This is a genomic window from Salinicoccus sp. ID82-1 (genome assembly GCF_021991715.1).
GTDB lineage: Bacteria > Bacillota > Bacilli > Staphylococcales > Salinicoccaceae > Salinicoccus > Salinicoccus cyprini.
The window spans coordinates 225,959-247,969 of sequence record NZ_JAGFLY010000002.1; the positions used below are offsets into that span (position 1 = coordinate 225,959).

General features: G+C 44.3%; 17 protein-coding genes. 12 read left to right on the top strand and 5 right to left on the bottom strand.

Going from position 1 to position 22,011, the window contains the following annotated elements:
* The first annotated feature begins 82 nt into the window (after positions 1 to 82).
* Positions 83 to 1,399, top strand: a complete 1,317-nt coding sequence (locus J4760_RS06620; RefSeq protein WP_237605181.1) for an APC family permease — start codon at positions 83 to 85, stop codon at positions 1,397 to 1,399.
* Positions 1,400 to 1,914: 515 nt separating this feature from the next.
* Positions 1,915 to 2,451, top strand: a complete 537-nt coding sequence (locus J4760_RS13350) for a YdhK family protein (protein ID WP_020006662.1) — start codon at positions 1,915 to 1,917, stop codon at positions 2,449 to 2,451.
* A 361-nt stretch (positions 2,452 to 2,812) separates the two neighbouring features.
* On the opposite strand, the gene J4760_RS06630 is transcribed toward J4760_RS13350, so the two are convergent.
* Both J4760_RS06630 and J4760_RS06635 read right to left on the bottom strand, forming a co-directional pair.
* Positions 2,813 to 3,139, bottom strand: coding sequence for a four-helix bundle copper-binding protein (locus tag J4760_RS06630; RefSeq protein WP_237605182.1), 327 nt, complete (start codon positions 3,137 to 3,139; stop codon positions 2,813 to 2,815).
* A gap of 205 nt (positions 3,140 to 3,344) precedes the next feature.
* Positions 3,345 to 4,913: a multicopper oxidase family protein gene (locus J4760_RS06635; RefSeq protein ID WP_237605183.1), complete on the bottom strand. Its 1,569-nt coding sequence runs from the start codon at positions 4,911 to 4,913 to the stop codon at positions 3,345 to 3,347.
* Positions 4,914 to 5,255: 342 nt separating this feature from the next.
* Between J4760_RS06635 and J4760_RS06640 the strand changes: the two genes are divergently transcribed.
* Positions 5,256 to 6,416 (top strand): aminotransferase class I/II-fold pyridoxal phosphate-dependent enzyme, encoded by a 1,161-nt coding sequence (locus J4760_RS06640; protein WP_237605184.1) that lies wholly within the window; start codon positions 5,256 to 5,258, stop codon positions 6,414 to 6,416.
* Between the two features lie 43 nt (positions 6,417 to 6,459).
* Here J4760_RS06640 and J4760_RS06645 read toward each other — a convergent pair whose 3' ends face one another.
* The 3 genes from J4760_RS06645 to J4760_RS06655 form a co-directional block, all read right to left on the bottom strand.
* Positions 6,460 to 7,839: a DHA2 family efflux MFS transporter permease subunit gene (locus tag J4760_RS06645; RefSeq protein ID WP_237605185.1), complete on the bottom strand. Its 1,380-nt coding sequence runs from the start codon at positions 7,837 to 7,839 to the stop codon at positions 6,460 to 6,462.
* A gap of 132 nt (positions 7,840 to 7,971) precedes the next feature.
* On the bottom strand, positions 7,972 to 9,159 hold the full coding sequence (locus J4760_RS06650) for a MalY/PatB family protein (protein ID WP_237605186.1): 1,188 nt from the start codon (positions 9,157 to 9,159) through the stop codon (positions 7,972 to 7,974).
* A gap of 124 nt (positions 9,160 to 9,283) precedes the next feature.
* Positions 9,284 to 10,807: a Na+/H+ antiporter NhaC family protein gene (locus J4760_RS06655; RefSeq protein ID WP_237605187.1), complete on the bottom strand. Its 1,524-nt coding sequence runs from the start codon at positions 10,805 to 10,807 to the stop codon at positions 9,284 to 9,286.
* A 287-nt stretch (positions 10,808 to 11,094) separates the two neighbouring features.
* Here J4760_RS06655 and J4760_RS06660 point away from each other — a divergent pair, with 287 nt between their 5' ends.
* From J4760_RS06660 to J4760_RS06700, 9 genes are all read left to right on the top strand, one after another.
* On the top strand, positions 11,095 to 13,149 hold the full coding sequence (locus J4760_RS06660) for a hydantoinase/oxoprolinase family protein (RefSeq protein WP_237605188.1): 2,055 nt from the start codon (positions 11,095 to 11,097) through the stop codon (positions 13,147 to 13,149).
* Positions 13,142 to 14,824, top strand: a complete 1,683-nt coding sequence (locus tag J4760_RS06665) for a hydantoinase B/oxoprolinase family protein (RefSeq protein ID WP_145289628.1) — start codon at positions 13,142 to 13,144, stop codon at positions 14,822 to 14,824. The genes J4760_RS06660 and J4760_RS06665 overlap by 8 nt, the downstream gene beginning before the upstream one ends.
* A 4-nt stretch (positions 14,825 to 14,828) precedes the next feature.
* Positions 14,829 to 15,596 carry an IclR family transcriptional regulator gene (locus J4760_RS06670; protein WP_237605189.1) on the top strand — a complete coding sequence of 256 codons (768 nt, stop codon included), beginning with the start codon at positions 14,829 to 14,831 and terminating at the stop codon, positions 15,594 to 15,596.
* A gap of 230 nt (positions 15,597 to 15,826) precedes the next feature.
* Complete coding sequence (locus J4760_RS06675) at positions 15,827 to 16,762, top strand: DUF1177 domain-containing protein (RefSeq protein ID WP_237605190.1); 936 nt, start codon at positions 15,827 to 15,829, stop codon at positions 16,760 to 16,762.
* Positions 16,763 to 16,806: 44 nt separating this feature from the next.
* On the top strand, positions 16,807 to 17,919 hold the full coding sequence (locus J4760_RS06680; protein WP_237605191.1) for an S-methyl thiohydantoin desulfurase family protein: 1,113 nt from the start codon (positions 16,807 to 16,809) through the stop codon (positions 17,917 to 17,919).
* Positions 17,916 to 18,587 carry an AroM family protein gene (locus tag J4760_RS06685; RefSeq protein ID WP_237605192.1) on the top strand — a complete coding sequence of 224 codons (672 nt, stop codon included), beginning with the start codon at positions 17,916 to 17,918 and terminating at the stop codon, positions 18,585 to 18,587. The genes J4760_RS06680 and J4760_RS06685 overlap by 4 nt, the downstream gene beginning before the upstream one ends.
* Positions 18,588 to 18,615: 28 nt before the next feature.
* Positions 18,616 to 19,689 carry a M24 family metallopeptidase gene (locus J4760_RS06690; RefSeq protein WP_237605193.1) on the top strand — a complete coding sequence of 358 codons (1,074 nt, stop codon included), beginning with the start codon at positions 18,616 to 18,618 and terminating at the stop codon, positions 19,687 to 19,689.
* Between the two features lie 37 nt (positions 19,690 to 19,726).
* Complete coding sequence (locus tag J4760_RS06695) at positions 19,727 to 20,371, top strand: aspartate/glutamate racemase family protein (RefSeq protein WP_237605194.1); 645 nt, start codon at positions 19,727 to 19,729, stop codon at positions 20,369 to 20,371.
* A gap of 1 nt (position 20,372) precedes the next feature.
* Positions 20,373 to 21,983: an OPT/YSL family transporter gene (locus J4760_RS06700; RefSeq protein ID WP_237605195.1), complete on the top strand. Its 1,611-nt coding sequence runs from the start codon at positions 20,373 to 20,375 to the stop codon at positions 21,981 to 21,983.
* Positions 21,984 to 22,011: the final 28 nt, after the last annotated feature.

The window sequence follows — 22,011 nt, forward strand, 5'->3', positions numbered from 1 at the left end:
TTGAAATATTTTAAAAACTGCACACTAACTGCACAAACCATGGGCATATGTTTTAGAGACTATTATTTCTGAGGTGATGCTAATGAGCGAATATAAAAAAGACAGCTTATCTCTGACTGGTGCGATCGGTCTTGGGACAGGGGTTATGATCAGTGCCGGAATATTTGCATTGCTGGGTCAGGTTGCCGCACTTGCCGGCATGTGGTTCCCGATCATGTTTGTCGTCGGAGGGATTGTAACTGGATTCAGTGCGTATTCCTATGTCAAGATGAGCAATGAATATCCTTCAGCAGGGGGTATCGGCATGTTTTTGGCAAAAGCGTATGGTCAGGGTACCGTCACTGCTTCTGCAGCGATGCTGATGGCCGTATCCATGGTTATCAACCAGAGTCTCGTGGCCCGTACTTTCGGTACCTATACGTTGCAGATTTTCAATATGGATGCAACCAGCTACCTGGTGCCTGTGCTCGCTGTTGGTCTTTTGCTCTTTGCATTCCTGGTTAATATTTCTGGCAACAGTTTCATTCAGACGTTTACTTCGATTGTGTCCCTGCTTAAAATAATTGGACTTGTCGTCTTTGCGATGGGCGGGTTATGGGTCGCCGGTTTTTCCATTACACCCGCAGAGGGCAGTGGAAGTACGGAAGACGCAACTATTACCAGCATGATTGCAGCTGTGGCACTCACCATCCTATCGTTCAAAGGGTTTACGACGATCACTAACAGTGGCTCTGAAATCGTTAAGCCCCATAAGAATATCGGCCGGGCGATTGTCGCATCCATTTCCATCAGTCTTTTTGTGTATCTGCTGGTTGCATGGGCGGTATCCAGCAATCTGCCGTTAAACGAAATCATTGCAGCCAGAGACTACTCGCTTGCAGAAGCCGCAAGGCCAGCATTTGGAAACTACGGTGTATGGTTTACCGTCGGCATTGCGATCATCGCAACAGTATCCGGTATTATTGCCAGTGTCTTTGCGGTGTCACGCATGCTTGCCATGCTGACAGATATGAAGCTGATTCCACATAAGCACTTTGGCATGCCAGGACGGATTCAAAAGCATACGCTGGTATACACAATTGTACTTGCGATGGTACTGGCCGTCATTTTCGACCTCAGTCGTATCGCCTCAGTCGGGGCCATATTGTATCTTGTGATGGATATGATTGTGCATTGGGGTGTATTTAAACATCTGAGGGATAAGGTGGATGCAAATCCAGTCATTGTCATGACCGCATTCATACTTGATGGAATTGTACTGGCAGCTTTTATGTGGGTCAAACTGATGAATGACTGGCTGATTGTTGTCGTCTCCATCATTTTCATTATCATCATCTTCATAGGGGAGTATGTATTTCTTAAACACCGTAATGATGGGGAAGAAGGGCATGCGCATTAAAGCATTTTTAATCTCGAGCCATGCGTGTTCTTCTAAAAGGGAAGAGTATCACAGTTACAAAAGGGGGTGATGCTTTTTCAGGAAGGTGAATCAATAGAAATTTAAATGATTAGAAGGCATTGGATTGCTTGTATCATTTAAGGTAAATATCTCTTAGAAAAAATACCAGGGAGGAATGTAAAATGAATAACAGATTTACAAAAATAGTCGTCACACTCGCAACCGTTACTGGAATCAGTTTCTCAGCAGGACAAGTTTCGGCAGATTCCATCAACGCAGCTCCCCAAGCCAATGGACAAGCACAGGGGGAAGCAAAGGTTGAAAAGAGACTGGATAAGGTTGAGAAGAAAACGGACGCTATCCAATCTGAGCTGGAGGCAATCGAAGGATCTATCGAAGGCCCTCCTATAACAGTTGATGAAGTACAGCTCTATAAAGAGTATCTGGACAAGCTGGAATCTCTGCTGAATCGCTTAAACGCCGCTGACAACCATTTGGATGCTGTGACCAAAAAAATGGAAAACCAGGATGCATCCATTGAAGAGACTGAAGCAGAAATTAATGATATACGCACCAGTATTTTAGAAGTGAAAGAAACGATTCAATCCATTTTTGCTGAACAGATGTCCAGCACTGGTGTAGTCCCTGACGGTCTGGAGGAAGCAGAAGATCCAACTTATGAAGTGGGTAGCCAAGCCATTATCAAAGCCGATCATATGCCAGGTATGTATGGCGCTGAAGCAACAATTGCAGGCGCATTTGATACTGTTGCTTATAGTGTCACTTATTACCCTACAACTGGTGGAGACCCAGTGGAGAATCATAAATGGGTCATCCATGAAGAATTGGAAGGTCCAGGAGAAGCACCACTGGAGCCCGGCACTGAAGTGACCTTGGATGCGGATCACATGAAAGGCATGGATGGTGCAACCGCTGTGATAGAATCTGCTGAAGACACTACTGTATATATGCTTGACTTCACAACAACAACTGGAGAAAAAGTAGAAAATCATAAATGGGTGACAGAAAGTGAATTGTCACCTGTTGAATAAAAACAGATGATATTAAAGAGCTTATCTTTACTGGATTATCTATCTCAAATGGATAATCTGCATGGATAAGCTCTTTTTATTATAAGAATTGACAGATATATTAATGACTGTTTTGAAGGGGATTAGGTTTACCCTCCTTGCAACGAGGGTCCTGAATGAACTTAACTTTTTTCTATAACCATGTCTAAACTAAGGTGTTTCTTATAAGTATTGCCAAAATCAAAGGAACTCTTAAGTAATAATGCAAATACACCGTAATGTATATTTTCGTTAAAATACTGGGTATAATTTTAATCGGAAATAAAAGAAGTGGTATGTCCGGAATAAGTTCCGACATACCACTTCTTTCTAAGTGTTGTGCTTAGGCGATTTCTTTACAAGCCTCTGCACATTTGAAGCACGCATCTGCACATTTCTGGCAGTGGTCATGGTCATGTTTCTGGCATTCATTTCCGCATGCTTCACAAATCTTGGCACATACTGCTGCCAAATCAGAAGCAAACGGGGTCCCTCTTGTTAATGCGTTTTCCAGGTATGCACAGATATCTGCACATTCACGATCCAGTCGGATACACTCCGCCATCATTTTTACGTCTTCTTCCCTCAGACAAGCATCGTAACAGTGGTTACAGGCTTCCATACATTCATGTAACGTCTGAATCAGTTGTTGATGTTGTTCATGAGCCATTATAAATCCCTCCTATAGAATTGAATGCACTTACATTAATTGAATTCCCATCCATTTCGCATATAAACCGATATGGTAAAACTCCATAGAAACTGCACATAATTTTAATGATGATTGTCCTTCTCCAACTTACTCAATATTGTAATTCGTCTAGAAAAAATCAAGAAATAGTTCCTTTTTTGTTATTAGATTGAAGCTTTGGAGCTTACTCTACTTTAACCTGTCCCATCATCCCATTGTCCTCATGTTCAAGTATGTGACAGTGGAACATATATATGCCTTTATTTTTAAACTGAATGGCAATTTTTACAGTCTCATCCGGGGCAACGGAAAAACTATCTTTCCAGCCTCTTTCGTTCTCAGGTGGTGCTTCTCCATTCCTGGAAAGGATCTTAAACTGAGCACCATGGATGTGGAACGGATGAATCATGCCGCCCATCATGTCAGGTTTATTATAGATTTCCCATACTTCTGTAACACCTTGTTCCTGCGTAAAATCAATTCTTTCAGGATCAAATTTTTTTCCGTTTATCGTTACCTGATCCATCATGCCGAAAAGTTCAATTTCTTTTGTCACTGGCAGGTTCTTTTCTTCTTCCGTAACTGAAAAGTCATTCATTTCATCAGGTATATCCATGTTCTTACCTGTTTGATCTGTGATTTCAAAAGGTAAGAGCGTGGCACCATCTTCATTCATTAACGCTATATTTTCATTACCATCGACTTTAGAAAAATCAATGATTATTTCGGCCCGCTCTGAAGGCGTGAGTGTGATTTCTTCCATTGAGACCGGTTCATTTAAAAACCCGCCGTCCGTTGCGACTTGTACAAAAGAATCCCCTGTATTTAGTTTAAAGGTGTAATTTCTTGCATTTGATCCATTTAAAAGTCGAAGCCTTACTTTTTCTTTATCTACAGTTAATTTTGGATTCAATGTGCCATTAATTAATGATGTATCCCCGACTGTGCCATCTTCATTTGCTACGGCTTTGTAATTCAGTTGTTTTTCATCATTAAATACTTTGTCCTGGAAAACGAGAGGGATGTCATTTTCTCCATATTCACTTGGTAATTCGAGATTTTTTGAATTTTGGTCCTCGATATAAATTAACCCAGCAAGTCCGTTGTACACTTGTTCAGAGGTTTTTCCTTCCGGGTGGGGATGGAACCACAATGTGGCAGCTTCCTGTGTCACTTCAAATTCAATAGTACTCTCTTCGCCTGGCTCCAATACATTGTGTGGACCACCATCGTCATTCCCTGGCACTTCCAATCCATGCCAGTGAAAAGTGGTATTTTCATTGAGTTCATTGATTAAGTTTATTTTCACAGTATCTCCTTTTTCAAATTGAAGCATGGGACCTAGAAACGAGTCATTATAGCCATATGTTTTTGTTTGAACGCCATCAAATATTTCTGTTTCTCCTTTTTGCGCGCGTATTGTATACTCAGTTCCTTTGTTGCTGTCGCTTTTGAGTACAGAGGGGATACTCAGTTCGTTCTCTCCTGTCGAATCAATTAGACCTACCACATCATCATGATCCATATGACCATTACCCATGGAACCATTATTCATTTCTCCTTCACTGGAGGAGCCATTCATATTTTCTTCCATAGAACCTTCATTGTCCTCATTCATGTTCATCTCTTCATTTGAATTCTTTTCATTGCTAGTATCTTCTACAGATGCTTCTCCGTCATTGCTTGTACAAGCTGATAAAACAATGACCATCATTAGAGAAAACAAGCTTATCAATAGGTTCTTTTTTCTCATACTTTACAATCCCTTCTTTCTACTTTTAATAAAGAACTTGTCATTCCTTTATGTATTAGACTAGATTATAATTTTCGAGAATCCGTGCATAAAATGAGTATTTAATATGACAAAAACTACATGTAAAATTAAGTTTAAAAAACGACCGTTTATTGGAACGATTAGAAGGAGATGAAATATAGTTGTTTTCTCTATAGATTATAAGTACAAAAACACGTACAGTTATCTTTGTCCAGCATGCGTAAAACTCATTGAGTTTTTATACTGTAATCAGGCACATCGAAATCAAAGATAAAATATCTGTTATAATCGGTAGGGAAATCATAGTGAAAGAGGGATACGATGCCACAGGCGAATAGACGTATGAAAGATATTGAAGTGCCGGGGACACGCCAGTTTGCGAACCGGGTGGATGAGTTTCCGGATGCGGTGGATCTGACGCTTGGTCAGCCGGATTTTGAAACACCGCAAGCAATCAAGAATGCCGCTATCGAGGCGATCGATACGAAATCTATGAAGTATTCCCATAATACAGGGCTCTTTGAACTCAGGGAGACCATCAGCCAGTACTATAGGGAGAAATATGAAGCGGAGTATGACCCGAATGGGGAAGTGCTGGTGACGGTCGGGGGCAGTGAGGGTATCGATGCCATTCTGCGTGCGATTCTAGATCCGGGTGATGAAGTGCTTATCCCGGCACCGACGTATCTTGGATATGAGCCGATTGTCGAGCTTTCGGGTGGTGTCACGAAATTCGTCGATATGACGAAGACGGATTTTATTACCACACCGGAACTGATCGAATCGAATATCACCGAGCGGACGAAGGCCATCATCCTCAACTATCCGACCAACCCGACAGGGGTGACCTATACAAGGGAGCAGATGGATGCGCTTGTCGAAGTGTTCAGGAAGCATGACATATTCATCATCACCGATGAAATCTATGCGGAGAATACACTGGAAGGCGAACATATCAGTCTGTCGAGTTATACCGACATCAAGGAGAAGGTGCTTGTCGTCAACGGTCTCAGCAAGTCCCATGCCATGACCGGCTGGCGGATCGGCTATGTGGTAGGCGACAGGGCCATCATGGAAGACATCACCGCCGTGCACCTCTACAACACCATCTGTGCCGCCATCCCGAGCCAGTATGCGGCCATCGAGGCACTGAAGAACCAGAGGCATGTGCCTGGTGAGATGAATAAAGCGTATATCGAGCGCCGTGACTACATCTACAAGCGGCTGATCGACATGGGACTCGAAGTATCCAGACCGACCGGTGCCTTCTACATCTTCCCATCCATCAGGAAGTATGAAGCCGACTCTTTCAAGTTTGCGACCGATCTGCTGGAGAGTGTCCAGCTCGCCGTCGTCCCCGGTCGTTCATTTTCGGAATATGGGGAAGGGCATATCCGTCTGTCATTCGCCTGCAGCATGGAAGAGCTGACAGAAGCGGCGGACCGGCTTGAGCAGTATATCAATATGCTGGAAGATAAATAGAAAAATGCCCTTCAGAAATATTCTGAGGGGCATCTTTATGTGATCAGTATCTTTTCTCCTTCAGCCGCAGCGTCAGAATAAATCCAATTGCGGCAAGCACTGCCATGACCATCAGGGCATAGGAAGTGCCGGCATAATTGCTCTCTGCATATGGTGCATCCATGACCGCAACGGTGATGCTGATGATGGATGTCAGTATGATGATGCCGAAGGCCATGGCGAACTGGCGCACGGTATTCACAATCGCTGAGCCGTGGGGGATGTCCGACTTCCCGAGCTCCGACATGCTGACGGTGACGAGTGGCATGAGTGTTAGGCCGAATCCGGTCATGAACAGACAGAAGTGGACCATGACCCAGTAGGGTGAATCATCGATGCCAACAGTGTTGAGCAGGATGAGGGAAACAGTGGTGCAGATGAATCCGATCGTGGCGATCCGTTTGCCGCCATATTTGTCGTAAAGATTGCCTGAAATGAAAGTGATGATGGATAGGATGATGGTCCCTGGAACGAGCAGGAACCCGGATAGGAATGCACTGGTGCCAAGCGCATTCTGAGCAAACATCGGAAGGATTGTCTCGGTCGATAGCAGAAGCATCATATTGATGAATATCAGGATGATGGCCAGGCTGAATGTCCTGTTTCGGAAAAGGTCGAGATTCAGTATGGGTACCGGGACTTTGAATTGCCGGCTGATGAAGAACAGCACACTGATGAACCCGACAATCATCGGAAGCATGGTGAATACATTCAGGAATCCATAGGTGCTGATGTTGCTGAGGCCCAGTATGAACAGGGCGAACCCGGCAGCTGATAGGATGACGGAACGGATGTCGAGTGTCGTCCGGTTCTGTTCAAGCACGTTCTTCATCAGGAAGAGTGCGAGTAGGAATGTAATCAGGATGAATGGCAGTATCACCCAATGGAGCGACCGCCAGTCGAGATAGTCGATGATGATGCCTGAAATGGATGGCGCGGAAGCAGGCGCAATGTTCGTCACTGCACCGAGCAGTCCCATCGCGAATCCCCGCCGGTGGTAGGGGAAGACGATCAGCAGTATCGTCTGGATCAGCGGCAGGATGATGCCTGCACCAATTGCCTGAATCATGCGCGACAGCAGCAGTACACCGAAGTTCGGTGACCAGCCGCCGATTGCGGTCCCGACCAATAGGCAGGTGAGTGAGAAGATGATGAGCGTCCGGGCGGAATAGGTGGTGGAAAGGTATCCCGACATCGGGATGAAGATCAATGCGACGAGGATGAAGGCATTGGTCAGCCACTGTACCTGGGTCGCATTAATATCGAATTCTGCCATGATTGTTGGGAATGCTGTAATCAGGAGGAACTGGTTGAAGGTCAAAAGAAAAGCTGCGGCGATGATCACCACAACGACGCCCTTATTCTCCAGTTTTTCTTTTGCCATACCGATCCCCTCCGCTCCGGTTCATTTGTATTCATTGTTGCATAAACGGAGGAGCCGGTCAAAACGCCTATTGATCAAAAGAGATCATACAAAAAATGCCCTAGATCCGCAACGGAGTCTAGGGCGTCTTATTTACTTCAGTTTTTTATATTCGGTAACGATACGATTGACAGCTTCTTCGACGAACTTCGGATGGGTCGCAAGGTTCAGGCGCACATAGCCCTGGTAGGCATCGCCGAACCATTCACCATAGTCGACGGCGAGTTTGCATTTCCCCTGGATGAAATCCTTCACGTCTTCAGGGGCGAGGAAACCGCGCAGATCGATCATCGGCAGGTAGGTGCCTTCCAGTTTGCATACTTTCACTTCCGGAATATGTTCTGCAAGCTGTGTCTTCAAGTAGTCGAAGTTCGACAAGATGACGGATTTCAGTCCATCGAGCCATTCTTCTCCCGTCTCGTAGGCAGCTTGCGTTGCGATGTGGCCGAGGATATTCTTCTCGCTCTTGATGTGCTGGCCGGCATAGTTGTCGAACTGCCTGCGCAACTCGGCGTTCTGGATGACGATGTTGGCATGGAGCAGTCCCGGCAGGTTGAATGATTTGGAGGCAGCATTGACGAGCAGAATGCGGTCGGCGTACTTGCCATCGGCAACAAGGGGTGCCGGCGTATGCGCGTGTTCACCGTAGGTGAAGTCCTGATGGATCTCGTCGGCAATGACGAGGACATCATGCTTCTCACAAATGGCAAGCATGCGTTCAAGCTCCACTTCCGTCCACACGCGACCAGCCGGATTATGCGGTGAGCATAGGATGAAGAGTTTGACATCATTCTCTTCAATACGCTGCTCGAACAGGTCGAAATCCAGTTCGAAGCGGCCATCATTATCCGTCATATCCGCAGTCACAAGCTTGCGATCGAGATCCTTGATGACATTGAAGAATGGGTAGTAGACCGGTGGCGTGATGATCACCGCATCCCCTTCTTCCGTATAACAATTCATAAACCAGTAGAGTGCGGATACCACACCCGTCGCCGGACGGCACCATTCCTTCTCCACCTTATAGCCGAAGCGTGATTCCATCCAGTTGGAGTAGGTGTCATAGTAGGTATCCGGAATAAATGAATAGCCGTAAGCCCCATGCTGAACCCGTTCCGTCAGTGCTCCGATGACACCATCCGGTGCCTTAAATTCCATATCCGCCACCCAGATCGGCAGTAGGTCTGCATCGCCGAAACGTTCCTCGAGCAGATCCCATTTCGTTGAGTTTGTATTTTTCCGTTCTACATAATATCGGTCTACAAACGTTTGTATGTCCATATGTATCTCCCTTCCTATCTATCTTCCATTTTACACTACATATCAACTATAGAATAAAGCATTCCTTGAAACAACGCATGACTCCGAAGAAGTTGTTCTGATAGGGAGATATTCTCCTATGTCATCACTCCGATACCGTTTTCTTGTTTGGCAGTCTGCTCATGATGAACACGCTGATGATCATCAGTATAATGGCACCGAAGACAACGAGCGGGCTATCGGTGAGTGTACCGACGAATAGGGCGATGACTGTAATTGCACCGTTCAGCAGCGCCATCGGCAATTGCGTTTTAACATGGTCGATATGGTCACTCCCTGCACCTGTGGATGAAAGAATCGTCGAATCGGAAATCGGTGAACAGTGGTCGCCGAATATACCCGCTGAGATAACTGCGCCAATGCAGATATAGATGGAGATATCGAGCTGGGCGGCAATCGGAATTGCGATGGGCAGCATAATTGCGAACGTCCCCCATGATGTACCGCTGGCAAATGCCATTACTGCACCGACGATGAAAATCAGCATCGGTATGATCGAAAGGGGAATATTGTCATCAATGACTTGGACAATATAGTTGGCAGTTCCCATCTCTTCAAGCACCATGCCGATCGCCCATGCCAGTACGATGATGACGATGACATTAAGCATGCGCTGCATGCCTGTCGTATAGATTTCAAAGGATGCTTTGAATGTATGCACTTTAAAGATGAGCATCAGGATGATCAGCGTGATGGATGCGAAGAGATAGGCGGTGCTCAGCGCCACTCTGAATGTCGAACCGGAAACTGCCTCGAATGGGAAACCTTCAGGAATCAGCAGACCGAATAGGGTGACGAATAGTACAGCGAGCGGCAGCCAGATGAGTACCGGACGGCTGTTGTTCTCTGTCTGCAGGTCCGGTGCCGCCGGTTGCCTCAGCGGTGCCGCATTCGGCCAGTATCTTTCCCCACCTTCCACTGTTCTCTTTTCAGCGGTACGCATCGGACCGAAATCCTTTTTCATCAGGATGACGACCGGAACGATCAGCACAGCAAGAATCGGATAGACGAAGTAGGGCCAGGCATTCATATAGGCACTGAAGTCGGACTCGGCGATGCCGAGTCTTTCGAATTCCTCATTGATCAGCCCCATGATATAGATGCCCCAGCCGATGAACGGAATCAGTACCGCTACAGGCGTTGCTGTGGAGTCGAGGATCCAGGCTAGTTTTTCCCGGGAAATCTTCAATTTATCGTATGTAGATTCAAATATCGGTCCGACGATCAGCGGTGTGCCGATATCCGAGAAGAAAATGATGATACCGCCAAACCACGTTGCGAACTTTGCTTTCATGCGTGTGTTGATGTATTTCGATACACTTTTCGCAAAAGCCATTGCCCCTCCGGATTTCTCCATCAATGATACAAATCCGCCGATGAAGACGAGCAGGGCGATGACAGCAGCGTTATAGTTGTCCGTCAGCTGGACGAAGACATAGTCACCGATGAATGTCGTGACTGAATCGATCGGGTGCAGACCGTTAATGATGAATACGCCTGTCAATGCGCCGAGAAATAGAGACAGGATGACGTTCTTGGTGACGAATGCGAGCAGAATTGCGATGATGACCGGCAGCAGTGACAGCATGCCGTAGGCTTCAAATTCCAAAAAAGCACCTCCGTATTTATAAATATTAAACAATATGTATATATATTAAATAAATATGCGGTGATATGCAATATAAATTTTCCTTCAGTAATTTTTTGTTCAGAACCAAAGGTACAGTCGTGGATTAACTGCGTTGGTATGTATTGAAAAAGTAACTGCATTTGAAGTTTAACCTACTAAAAAATAAATAACGCTTACTTTTAATTGTTGATAATTTTCAGAAACAATACTATTATTAATATTATATGAACCAATGGTTCTTTTAAAGAACCAAAAGGAGGCGCAATATGAAAGTAACAACAGATATAGGCGGGACTTTTACTGATTTACTTTATTTGGACGATAATGGTGATTTTATTTTCGATAAGGCACATACAACGCCACCAAATTTTGAAGACGGTGTCATGAATGTCATGGCCCAATCGGGGCTGGATTACGGGTCGATTGAAATGTTCATACATGGGTCCACCGTGGTGATCAATACTTTGACGGAAAGAAAAGGGGCGAAGGTTGGATTGATTACGACAAAGGGCACCAGGGATGTTCTTGAGATTGCAAGAGGCAACAGGCCAGATCTATACAATTTCAAATACAAAAAACCTGAACCTTTTGTCGAAAGATATTTGAGATTGGAAGTAGAGGAGCGGATGAACTATAAAGGAGAGGTGTTGCAGACGCTCAATGAACAGGATGTTATAGATGCCATTGAACACTTCAGAGACGAGGGAGTAGAGGCCATCGCCGTCTGTCTATTGCACGCCTATAAAAACCCTGAACACGAAATTGAAATCACGAAACTGATCAACGAGAAGTGGCCGGAACTGCCTGTTACTGCTTCCCACGAAATGATCAAGGAATGGAGAGAGTACGAGCGAACCAATACAACTGTTCTGAATGCATATGTAAAACCGGTAATGGAAAGTTACATCGATAGCCTTGATGGCCGGCTTAACAGTAAGACTTCCAATAATAATCGTTATATCATGCAATCCAATGGTGGAATCACTTCTTTTTCCGATTCCAAGAAGTATCCACTCAATCTAGTGGAATCCGGCCCAGTTGCAGGGGTTTATGGTGCTGCCATACTTGGTGAAATCATAGGAGAATCCAACATCATATCTTTTGATATTGGCGGAACAACAGCAAAATGCTCATTGATAAGTGAAGGCAACGTGAAGGTATCCACAGACTACTACATTGAGAAGAATGATAAGTATGCAGGATATCCGATCAAAGTACCGGTTGTCGATATTGTGGAAATCGGTAATGGTGGGGGTTCCATTGCATGGATTGATGAACTGGGTTCATTGAAAGTCGGTCCGCAGTCTGCGGGATCGGTCCCTGGTCCGGTCTCTTACGGACAAGGTGGTGAAAAAGCAACCACTACAGATGCAAACCTATATATTGGCAGATTGTCTGATAAAAACTTTGATAGTGATGTTGATTTTTCACACGTGCGTGAAGCAATAGATAGGCAGGTGGCAGGACCTTTTGGAACTTCAACAGAAGACGGAGCCTTGGGCATCATTGATATTGCGAATTCGAATATGCTCAATGCGTTAAAATTGATTTCAGTTCGAAAAGGATACAATCCCCAGGACTTCACCATGATAGCGTTCGGGGGAGGCGGCCCCATGCATGCTGCAGAGTTGGCCAGAGATTTGAAGATCAAGAAAGTTGTTATTCCGCATGCTGCCTCAGTTTTTTCTGCCTGGGGGATGCTTATGTCGGATGCAAGAAAGGATAACATACAGACCTATCTGAAAAAATTCAGCGCACTTGACTTTGAAGATATCAATAAGCAATGGACTGATATGGAAAATGCTTCTTTAGAGGACTTTTCCAAAAATAATCTGGATAGATTCCCCATCGAGTTCGAAAGATCTGTCGACTTAAGGTATGAAGGTCAAGAACATACGGTGAAGATGCCTATTGAAAATGATGAATGGGATGGAACTTTCATAGAGGAAGCCAAACTCAAGTTCCATGAGATGCATGAATTCACCTACTCATTCAAGCTTGAGCATACTGAAGTTGAAATTGTGAATATGCATCTGACGACTATTGGTAAAATAGAAAAACCGGATCTGAAAGAATTGGAAACCAATGGTCTGCGAATTGAAGAGACCATAAAAGAAACCAGAAATGTCTACTATAAGGAACATGGATGGGTAGAAACAAAAATTTACGACAGGAATCTGCTTCGGGAAGGTCACTCAATAGAGGGGCCGGCAGTCATAGAAGAAAAGACTTCATCCACATTGGTTCTTGAAAACCAGCAAGCGGATATTGATGTGTATGGCAATATTATTCTAACAGTTGAGGTGAAATCATATGACTAGAACAAACCCATACGTCAAGGAGATCATCAAGGATTCACTGATGTCCATTGGTGAAGAGATGTTTGTTGCATTGGCCCGGACATCAATGAGTCCCATCATTTATGAAGTTCTGGACTATGCATGCGGATTGACCGATGCCAAAGGCAATCTGATCAGCCAGGGCAACGGTGTGACATCATTTATCGGAATGCTGAGTCCGATGGTAAAATCCGTATTGGATAAGTTCGAAGGCGGTGAGGACCTTAGAGCAGGGGATATCATCATTATCAATGATCCTTACATCGGTGGGGGATCACACCTCTCTGATGTCGGTCTGGTAATGCCTATATTCCATGAAAACAAGCTGGTAGCTTTTTCAGCGAATAAAGGGCATTGGACAGATGTCGGGGGCAAGAATCCAGGTTCATTGACAAGCGATTCCAGTGAAATATATCAAGAAGGATTGCAGCTGTCAGGGGTGAAGCTGTTTGATGCAGGCATTTTGAATAAAGGTGTTGAAACAATCATTACGGACAATATCAGGCTACCTCAATTCTCAATCGGAGATATGTGGGCGCAAGTAGCGGCTCTAAGAACTGGAGAAAAAAGGTTCAAAGAATTGTGTGACCTCCACTCGAAAGAGACTATAGAACAAGTGATCAATGATTTGATTTCAAGTTCAGAAGAATATTCCCAACAAGTCATTTCTTCACTGCCCAAAGGCGTTTTTGAGGCTGAGGATTATATAGAAGGTGATCCGGAAAAAGGAGGACCCTACAAAATAAAAGTTAAGGTAACGATTACAGAGGATGAATTCATCTGTGACTTCAGAGGGTCCCATCCCCAAGTAGCCCATCCAGTGAACTGTTCCTATTTTGGGCTCTTGGCCAGTGTAAGGGTGATGTACCTGGCAATTGTTCAGCCACAGTTCAATATTACTGAAGGATTGTTCAGACCATTGAAGATCATAACGGATGAAAAATCCATACTTTCCGCTGAACGACCGGCACCTGTGTCCATGAACTTTGAGGCCAGGTTGGGTGGCGCAGAATTGATCTGGAAGGCTTTAGCACCTGAAATCCCCGAAAAATTACCCGCAGGTCATTCCCTATCTGTATGTTCCGTCACCGTAGCCGGTACCCATCCAGATAATGGGGAAGACTTTCTGATAGTTGAACCATCTGTCGGTGGATGGGGAGCAGCAAATGAAGCGGACGGACAAAGTGGGCAATTCTGTATGGGGAATGGTGAAACGTATAATGTCCCGATAGAGGTTGCTGAAGCAAAGTACGGTGTTCTTGTCGACAATTATGGTTTCAGAAAAGACAGCAGTGGTGCAGGAGAGTATATCGGTGGACGCGGTGTTGTTAGATCATATGAGATCTTGAGTGACAACCAGTATCTGTCTGCGACCTACGGAAGACATCAATTTAAACCATGGGGGATGAAAGGTGGAGAAAAAGGTGCTTCCAGCTATATTGAAGTCCATAAGAGCAATGGAGATATCATAGGTCCTCTGGGTGTGACTACAAGACTCCGTCTGGACAAAGGCGATGTGGTCGATCTTGTCACACCATCCGGTGGTGGATACGGTAACCCTTCCGACCGGGAATATGGTAAGGTTGAGAGGGATATTAAAAATGGCTTTTATACTGAAGAGGAAGCCATAGACCAATTTGGATATAAACAGAGGTAATGCTATGACGTTAAAATCTTTAGGTTTTGCAATTGAAGTACTTTCAATGTTCACGAAGGAGAATCCTTCATGGGGGTTGAGGGATCTGTCAAAAGAAATGGGAGTAAACCATACCATCATCTATAGGATACTGAGGACTTTTGAAGATAAGCGGGTTTTGACTCAGAATCCAGATTCAAAAAAATATGAACTTGGTCCAGGACTTGCCCCTCTGCTTGCAGCCTATCGAAGCAAGAATAAAATGTCCGACCTGATACTGCCGATAATGGAAGCATTGAGTGAAAGGACTGGGGAATCGGTATTCCTGACATGGAAAGAAGGGTATGAGGGTGTCACTGTTGAAATAGCGGAAAGTTCAAGTAATATCAGGTTTGCAGTTTCGAAAGGGACGCGGACCCCTCTGTACTTGGGAGCCTCAGCCAAGTCGATTATGGCATTTTTGTCAGAAGAGCAGCAAAATGAGATCATAGCCCAAGGGTTGAAAAAAATGACCGAAAAATCCACTACTGAAAAAGAAGATCTGCTCAAGGACCTTAGGATAATAGAATCTCGCAGATGGGCTTATACAGAAGGAGAATATTCCGATGATGTATTCGGAATCAGTACCCCGTTATTCAACTCTGAAGGGAAGATCCTGGCTTCACTGACGATAGCTGGGCCAGTCTATAGAATAAATGAAGATAACAGGCAGACGATTCTTGCCATGCTGATGGAATCGACAGAAAAAATAACAGAAATCATAAGTATTTTTGATAAAGATAATTACCTTTAATTATTCTTGGTATCAGGCACAAACTACACTATTAGTAGTTTGTGCTTTTTATTTTGATTGACAAGAATACTTTGATTTTTCAGTAAACTATTGCATTGAATAAAGTGTAGCTGTATAATCGAAACATGATAAGAACAATTGGTTCTCTTAAAGAACCGATATATACCCTTTTAGTTCTGAATAATTTGTTAATTACTCTTTTGATCAAATCACATTAAGGAGGACTTCGCATGTTGCATGAACTTGTCCTGAAACTATTCAAAGAATTAGACAGACCTGACGCAAATGGTGAGAAGATTGAACATCTATTCAAGTCTTATGGGCATAAGGAGATAACGGTAACTGAAATCAGAGAGGATGATGGGGGTACCGATTTTCTGAAAATCAAAATCCCGGGTACCAACGGCAAGACAGCCGGAGGAGATGCTCCAACCCTGGGTATTATCGGCAGGCTTGGAGGAATAGGCGCGAGACCTGAGCAGACAGGATTTGTTTCAGATGGTGATGGTGCATTAGCAGCATTAACTTCTGCACTGAAGATTGTCGATATGAAAAATAACGGAGAGAGTCTGGAAGGCGATGTCATCATCGCAACACATGTCGATCCCAATGCGCCTACCATACCGCATGATCCTGTGCCATTCATGGGTTCTTCAGTGGATATGACCGTAATGAACAAGCACGAAATTGATGATGAAATGGATGCAATCATAACCATCGATGCCACTAAAGGCAACCGGATTACAAACTTCAGAGGGATATGCATTTCACCAACTGTCAAGGAAGGGTACATTCTCAGGGTCAGTGAGACAATGATTGATATTCTACAGAACGTTACCGGCAAGCCGGCCTCTGTACTGCCGATTACCATGCAGGATATCACCCCGTATGGTAATGATGTATATCATATAAACAGCATTCTACAGCCATGTACTGCTACTGATAAGCCTGTCGTTGGTCTCGCAATTACATCAGGGGTTGCAGTACCAGGGAGTGGCAGTGGCGCCTCTCAGTTGAATGATGTGGAAGAAGCGGCAAGATTCTCAGTTGAAGTCGCCAAACAGTTCGGTAAGCAAAAAGCTTTCTTCCACGATGCAGAAGAATACGCAAAATTACGCAGTCTATATGGTTCAATGGCCCATCTTCAAACTCTAGGGAAAAAATAGTGTCTCTTATCTTTTACCGATGATACTGAAAAGGGGAGAACAAAATGAGTATTAATGAACTGAGACCGGAAATGGTGGAACCTTTGGTAGTTGGAGGCAGCATTCTCGGAGGTGGCGGCGGTGGCGCCATCGATGAAGGTTTGAAAATGGGGGCACTTGCATTTGAGGTTGGACAGCCAAGTCTGATGACTCTGGATGAACTGGAAGATGACGATATGATCATTACCGTATCCGCCGTAGGTGCACCTGCGGCTAAAGATCAGTTTGTACAACCGCTTGATTATGTTGAAACCATTGAACTGATTGAAAAGGTGACTGGCAAAAAGCCCAAAGCAATGATCACAAATGAAAATGGGGGCATTGCAACAATCAATGGCTTTTTCCAGTCCGCTGTAACGGGCATTCCCATTCTTGATGTTTCCTGTAATGGACGGGCACATCCTACCGGAGTCATGGGGTCAATGCAACTGAACATTATAGAGGATTATGAATCTTTCCAGACAGCCGTAGGCGGCAGGCCGGGTACTGACTTCCGGTTGAGCCAGACGATACAAGGCAGTCTGGATACTGCTTCAAAGCTGGTCAGGCAGGCTTCAATTTCAGCAGGTGGATTTGTTGCGGTAGCGAGAAATCCCGTAACAAAGAACTATCTGGCATCCAACGGAGCGGTCAATGCCCTATCGCAGGCCTACGATGTTGGTGTCGCCCACCAGTATGGTAATAGCAGTGCGGAAAAAATAGATAAGGTAGTAGAAGTTCTAAAAGGAAAGATAGTGTGCAAGGGCGCAGTCGAGTCATTGGTGTTTGAAACAGTAGACGGCTTTGATCTTGGCAAAGTCGTAATCAATTCGGGGGAAGAAAAATTCGAACTCACGATATGGAATGAGTACATGACATGTGAAAATGATTCTGGTAAGAGACTTGCTACTTTTCCTGATCTATTGATGACCTTCGAAAGCGAGAGTGGAGATCCGATTACGAGTGCACAATTGCGGAACGGACAAGAACTTACAGTTATATATACATCCAGAGATAATTTGATCCTCGGCAGTGGAATGAGGTTGAAGTCGAACTACGAAGTTGTAGAACAAATATTGGATAAAGAAATACTTAAATATATTGGAGACGTCTTTGAAGAAGGTGATCTGAACCAATGACCAATTTGCTTGCAATCACAATTGGCAGGTCGCCAAGAAAAGATATCAGTCCAATAATGGAACGCTATCTGGGTGACGACATTACTGTAAAACAGATGGGTGTATTAGATGATCTGAGTGATCATGAAATGTCCTTGATTTCTACCTATAAGCCCCATGATGAAGTGCTTGTTTCCAGAGTGGATGATGAACATTCCATTGAATTAAATGCAAAGGTTGTCGAAGACCACTTGCAGAACATCATTCAGAATGCTGAAAAAAGAGGATATAAGCACATACTTTTGCTATGTACGGGCAGTTTTCCTGATATTGTGCTAAAAACTTCGAATTTGTATCTGCCAGATCAGATCATCTCCCCCGTGATCAGTAATATTGCGAAGCATCGCAGGATGGGCCTACTGATACCACATGAGAATCAGAAGTCAATGATGGAAGATAAGTGGAGGGAATATGGTCTGGATCCATTAATAGCAAGTGCCTCTCCCTACTTGGATCTGGATGAAATAGTTGTGGCAGCCAAAAGTCTGGAACAAAGCAACGCCGACTTCATACTGATGGATTGCATGGGATACACGGAGGAAATGAAAAAGGCGGTTTCAGCCGAAGTTACTGTACCCGTAATATTATCAAATACGCTGATGGTAAAAATTCTATCCGAGCTTCTTTAAGGAGATGTTGCAAATTAATGATACAGCAATGAACAAGCTATTGACATTGATGCGTCAGAATGATGTGGATGCCACTTTCATAGTTCCAGGACCTAACATGCTCTACTTCACTGGACTGAAGATCAAACAGAGTGAAAGAGTGACATTCATAGTGATTCTCAGAAATGGAGAAATTCATTCACTTGTACCAGAAGTGGAACAAGATAAGTTCAAAGCGGTATTTGAAAATAATGTAATCAGCTATAAGGACGAGGAAGGCATTGAAGGTGCCTTGCAGCAATTAAAGGCAGTGTTGCCTCAAGAAGATTTTAGAGCAAGTGTGGAATACAGTAATTGCAGAGTGACGGAATATCGAGTGTTTCGATCACTTGGCTGTGAATTGACGGATGCAGATCATCTGATCAACGCTCTCAGGTTAATAAAAGAGGATCAGGAAATTGCTGAGCTGCAGAATGCTGCAAAAGTATTAGAGGATAGTTTTAAAGCAACGCTTCCGTTTATCAAGACGGGTGTTCCGGAGGTCGAAATTGCTGCACAACTGGAATACGAAATGAAAAAGAGAGGGTCTGCTGGAACACCATTCGAAACTATCGTTGCTTCAGGTCCAAGAGGCGCAAGTCCGCATGGCAGAGCAGGTGCAAAGAAGATAGCTGCAGGAGAACTGGTCGTCATTGATTTTGGTTGCATAATAGATGGTTATGTCGGTGATATATGCAGAACTGTGGCTGTAGGCAACATATCGGATGAAGCAAGAAAGGCTTATAAAATAGTAAAAGAAGCCCAGCAGCATGCCGTCAACCTTATAAAGCCTGGAATACCAGCGGGTGAAATAGACGAAGCGGCAAGGAGTATCATTCGTTCCCATGGTTATGGAGCGTATTTCAACCATCGTACTGGACATGGGTTAGGAATCAATCCACATGAAGAACCATACATCATGCAAGGTAATAAACAGGTCTTGGAACCTGGAATGGTCTTCTCAGTCGAGCCAGGGATATACATGCCCAATAAGTTCGGTATAAGGATAGAAGATACAATTGCCGTCACTGAAGACGGACATATAAATTTGATGAACCTTGAGAAAGATCTGATTGAAATTTAAACGTTGTATCTATATCTCAGCAAAGGGGATGGATGTTTTGTCAATAGGAATCATAAGAGTGTTCACGACCGAAGATCAGCAGATACTTCATGCACATGGTAATAAGATAGAGAAACTCTATAATATCAATTGCGTCAACCGGTGTATTCCTGATCAGCCAAAAGGTATCTATGATGATGAAAGCGAGCATAAAGCCATTCCTAAAATCATAGAGCTGGCTAAAGAAATGGAAGAGCAGCACGCAGTCGATGGTATCGCAATAAGTTGTGCAGCTGATCCAGGTTTGGAGCTAGTTAGACAGGCAGTTACCATTCCTGTTGTAGGAGCCGGTAGTTGTGCAGCACATATGGCGAAGATGGTTTCCAGGAAGATAGGCGTTCTGACCATTGCCAACGAAGTGCCTGCTCCCATGACAGAAATCCTGGGTAACAGTCTGGTTTCATGGAGAAAACCGGAAGGTGTGAATAACACGGCTGACTTGCTTAAGGAAGAAGCAATAGAAAAATCGATTTCTTCAGCTGAAGAATTGATAGGCGATGGAGCCGAAACAATAGTATTTGCATGTACAGGCTATGTAACTATCGGCTTTGGAGAAATACTTAAAGACCGGCTTGGCATACCAGTAATCGATCCGGTTGAAGCAGAAGGCAACATACTGTCATTTATATTAAGGGGTGGGTAAGATGAAAGACACAAAACAGAGGAATATTTTTTTTGATCCTACATTCATTATTTTAATCATAGTACTTACTGTAATGGGTGCAATCATAGGGATGCAATTGATCACTACATTAGGGATAACGGCCAATACTTCCATTATCGGTGCATTGTTTGCAATGGTGCTTGGAAGAATACCATTTGCTTTTCTGTATAAGTTTAGATCAGTACATAATCAGAACCTGATACAAACTGCGATTTCCGCTGCAACATTCGGTGCAGGTAATACATTGTTCATACCGATTGGTGTTCCGTTTGTATTAGGTATGCCAGAACTGATAACCCCAATGCTCATTGGAGCAGGGATTGCTCTACTCATTGATGGTACAATAATGTATAAAATGTTCGGTTCACAAGTATTCCCTGCTTCAGGTGCATGGCCACCTGGTATCGCAACCGCAGAAGCTATCAAAGCCGGTGATGAAGGTGGGAAGAAAGCGGGCGTACTAGGGCTAGGAATCCTAGCTGGAATAGGCGGTGCTATGGCTGGAATACCAATGTCCGCATTTGGTGTTGCATTCATTGGTAACATTATCGCCCTGACCATGTTTGGTCTTGGTTTACTGCTGAGCGGATATTCGGAATTTCTATTCGGCATCAGCATGACTGACGCGTACATTCCACATGGTATCATGGTAGGTGCAGGACTCGTCGCCTTTGGTCAGTTCATCTACTTGATGGTTAAAGGGAGCAAAGGAAGAAAAAGAGATGAAAATGATCCAGCAATGCAGGTCAATGAGGACGTTGAACCAGATAGAAGTGTTACAAGAACCGAAAGAGATGTCGGTAAGGCCCTTGGCTTTGGATATGTTGCCTACATAATCGGAGCACTACTGCTTGCAGTAATAGCAGGTGTGATAACGGATATGTCTTTGCCTATGGTTCTCTTGTTTATTGTCTATGCTGCATTCGCTGCAATCATCACTGAAATAATAGTAGGTATTGCTGCAATGCACTCCGGATGGTTCCCAGCATTTGCCGTCTCCTTGATTTCATTGGTAGTAGGTATCCTGTTCGGATTTCCAGTACCAGCCCTTGCCATGCTTGTAGGATACACTGCTGCGACAGGTCCCGCATTTGCAGATATGGGATATGACTTCAAAGCAGGGTTCATTTTAAGGTCGAAAGAATCATTGGAGTTTGAATTGGAAGGACGAAGAATGCAGTTCTTCGTTTCCTTGATCGGATTTGGTATCGCCATAGTGATGGTCGCATTGTTCCACGGCAGTTATTTTGCTCAAGATCTTGTACCGCCTGTCGATTATGTATTCGCAGCGACGATAGAAGCGGGTGCAGACAGCTCCGTCGCATGGGCCATTGTACTATGGGCCATTCCAGGTGCGTTGCTCCAACTGATTGGCGGACCAAAAAGACAGATGGGCATTCTATTCTCGACTGGTCTACTGCTGGTAAATCCGATCGCCGGTTGGACAGTGCTTGCAGGGTTGGCAATCAGAGTTGCAATTCTTAAGATCAAAGGAGAAGAAGCTCAAAATACTATGTACACAGCAGCAGCCGGATTTATCGCAGGCGATGCTCTCTACAGTTTCTTCAACTCTATTTTCAGAGCGAGATAGGGAATGGTGTCTTCAATTAAAAACTAAG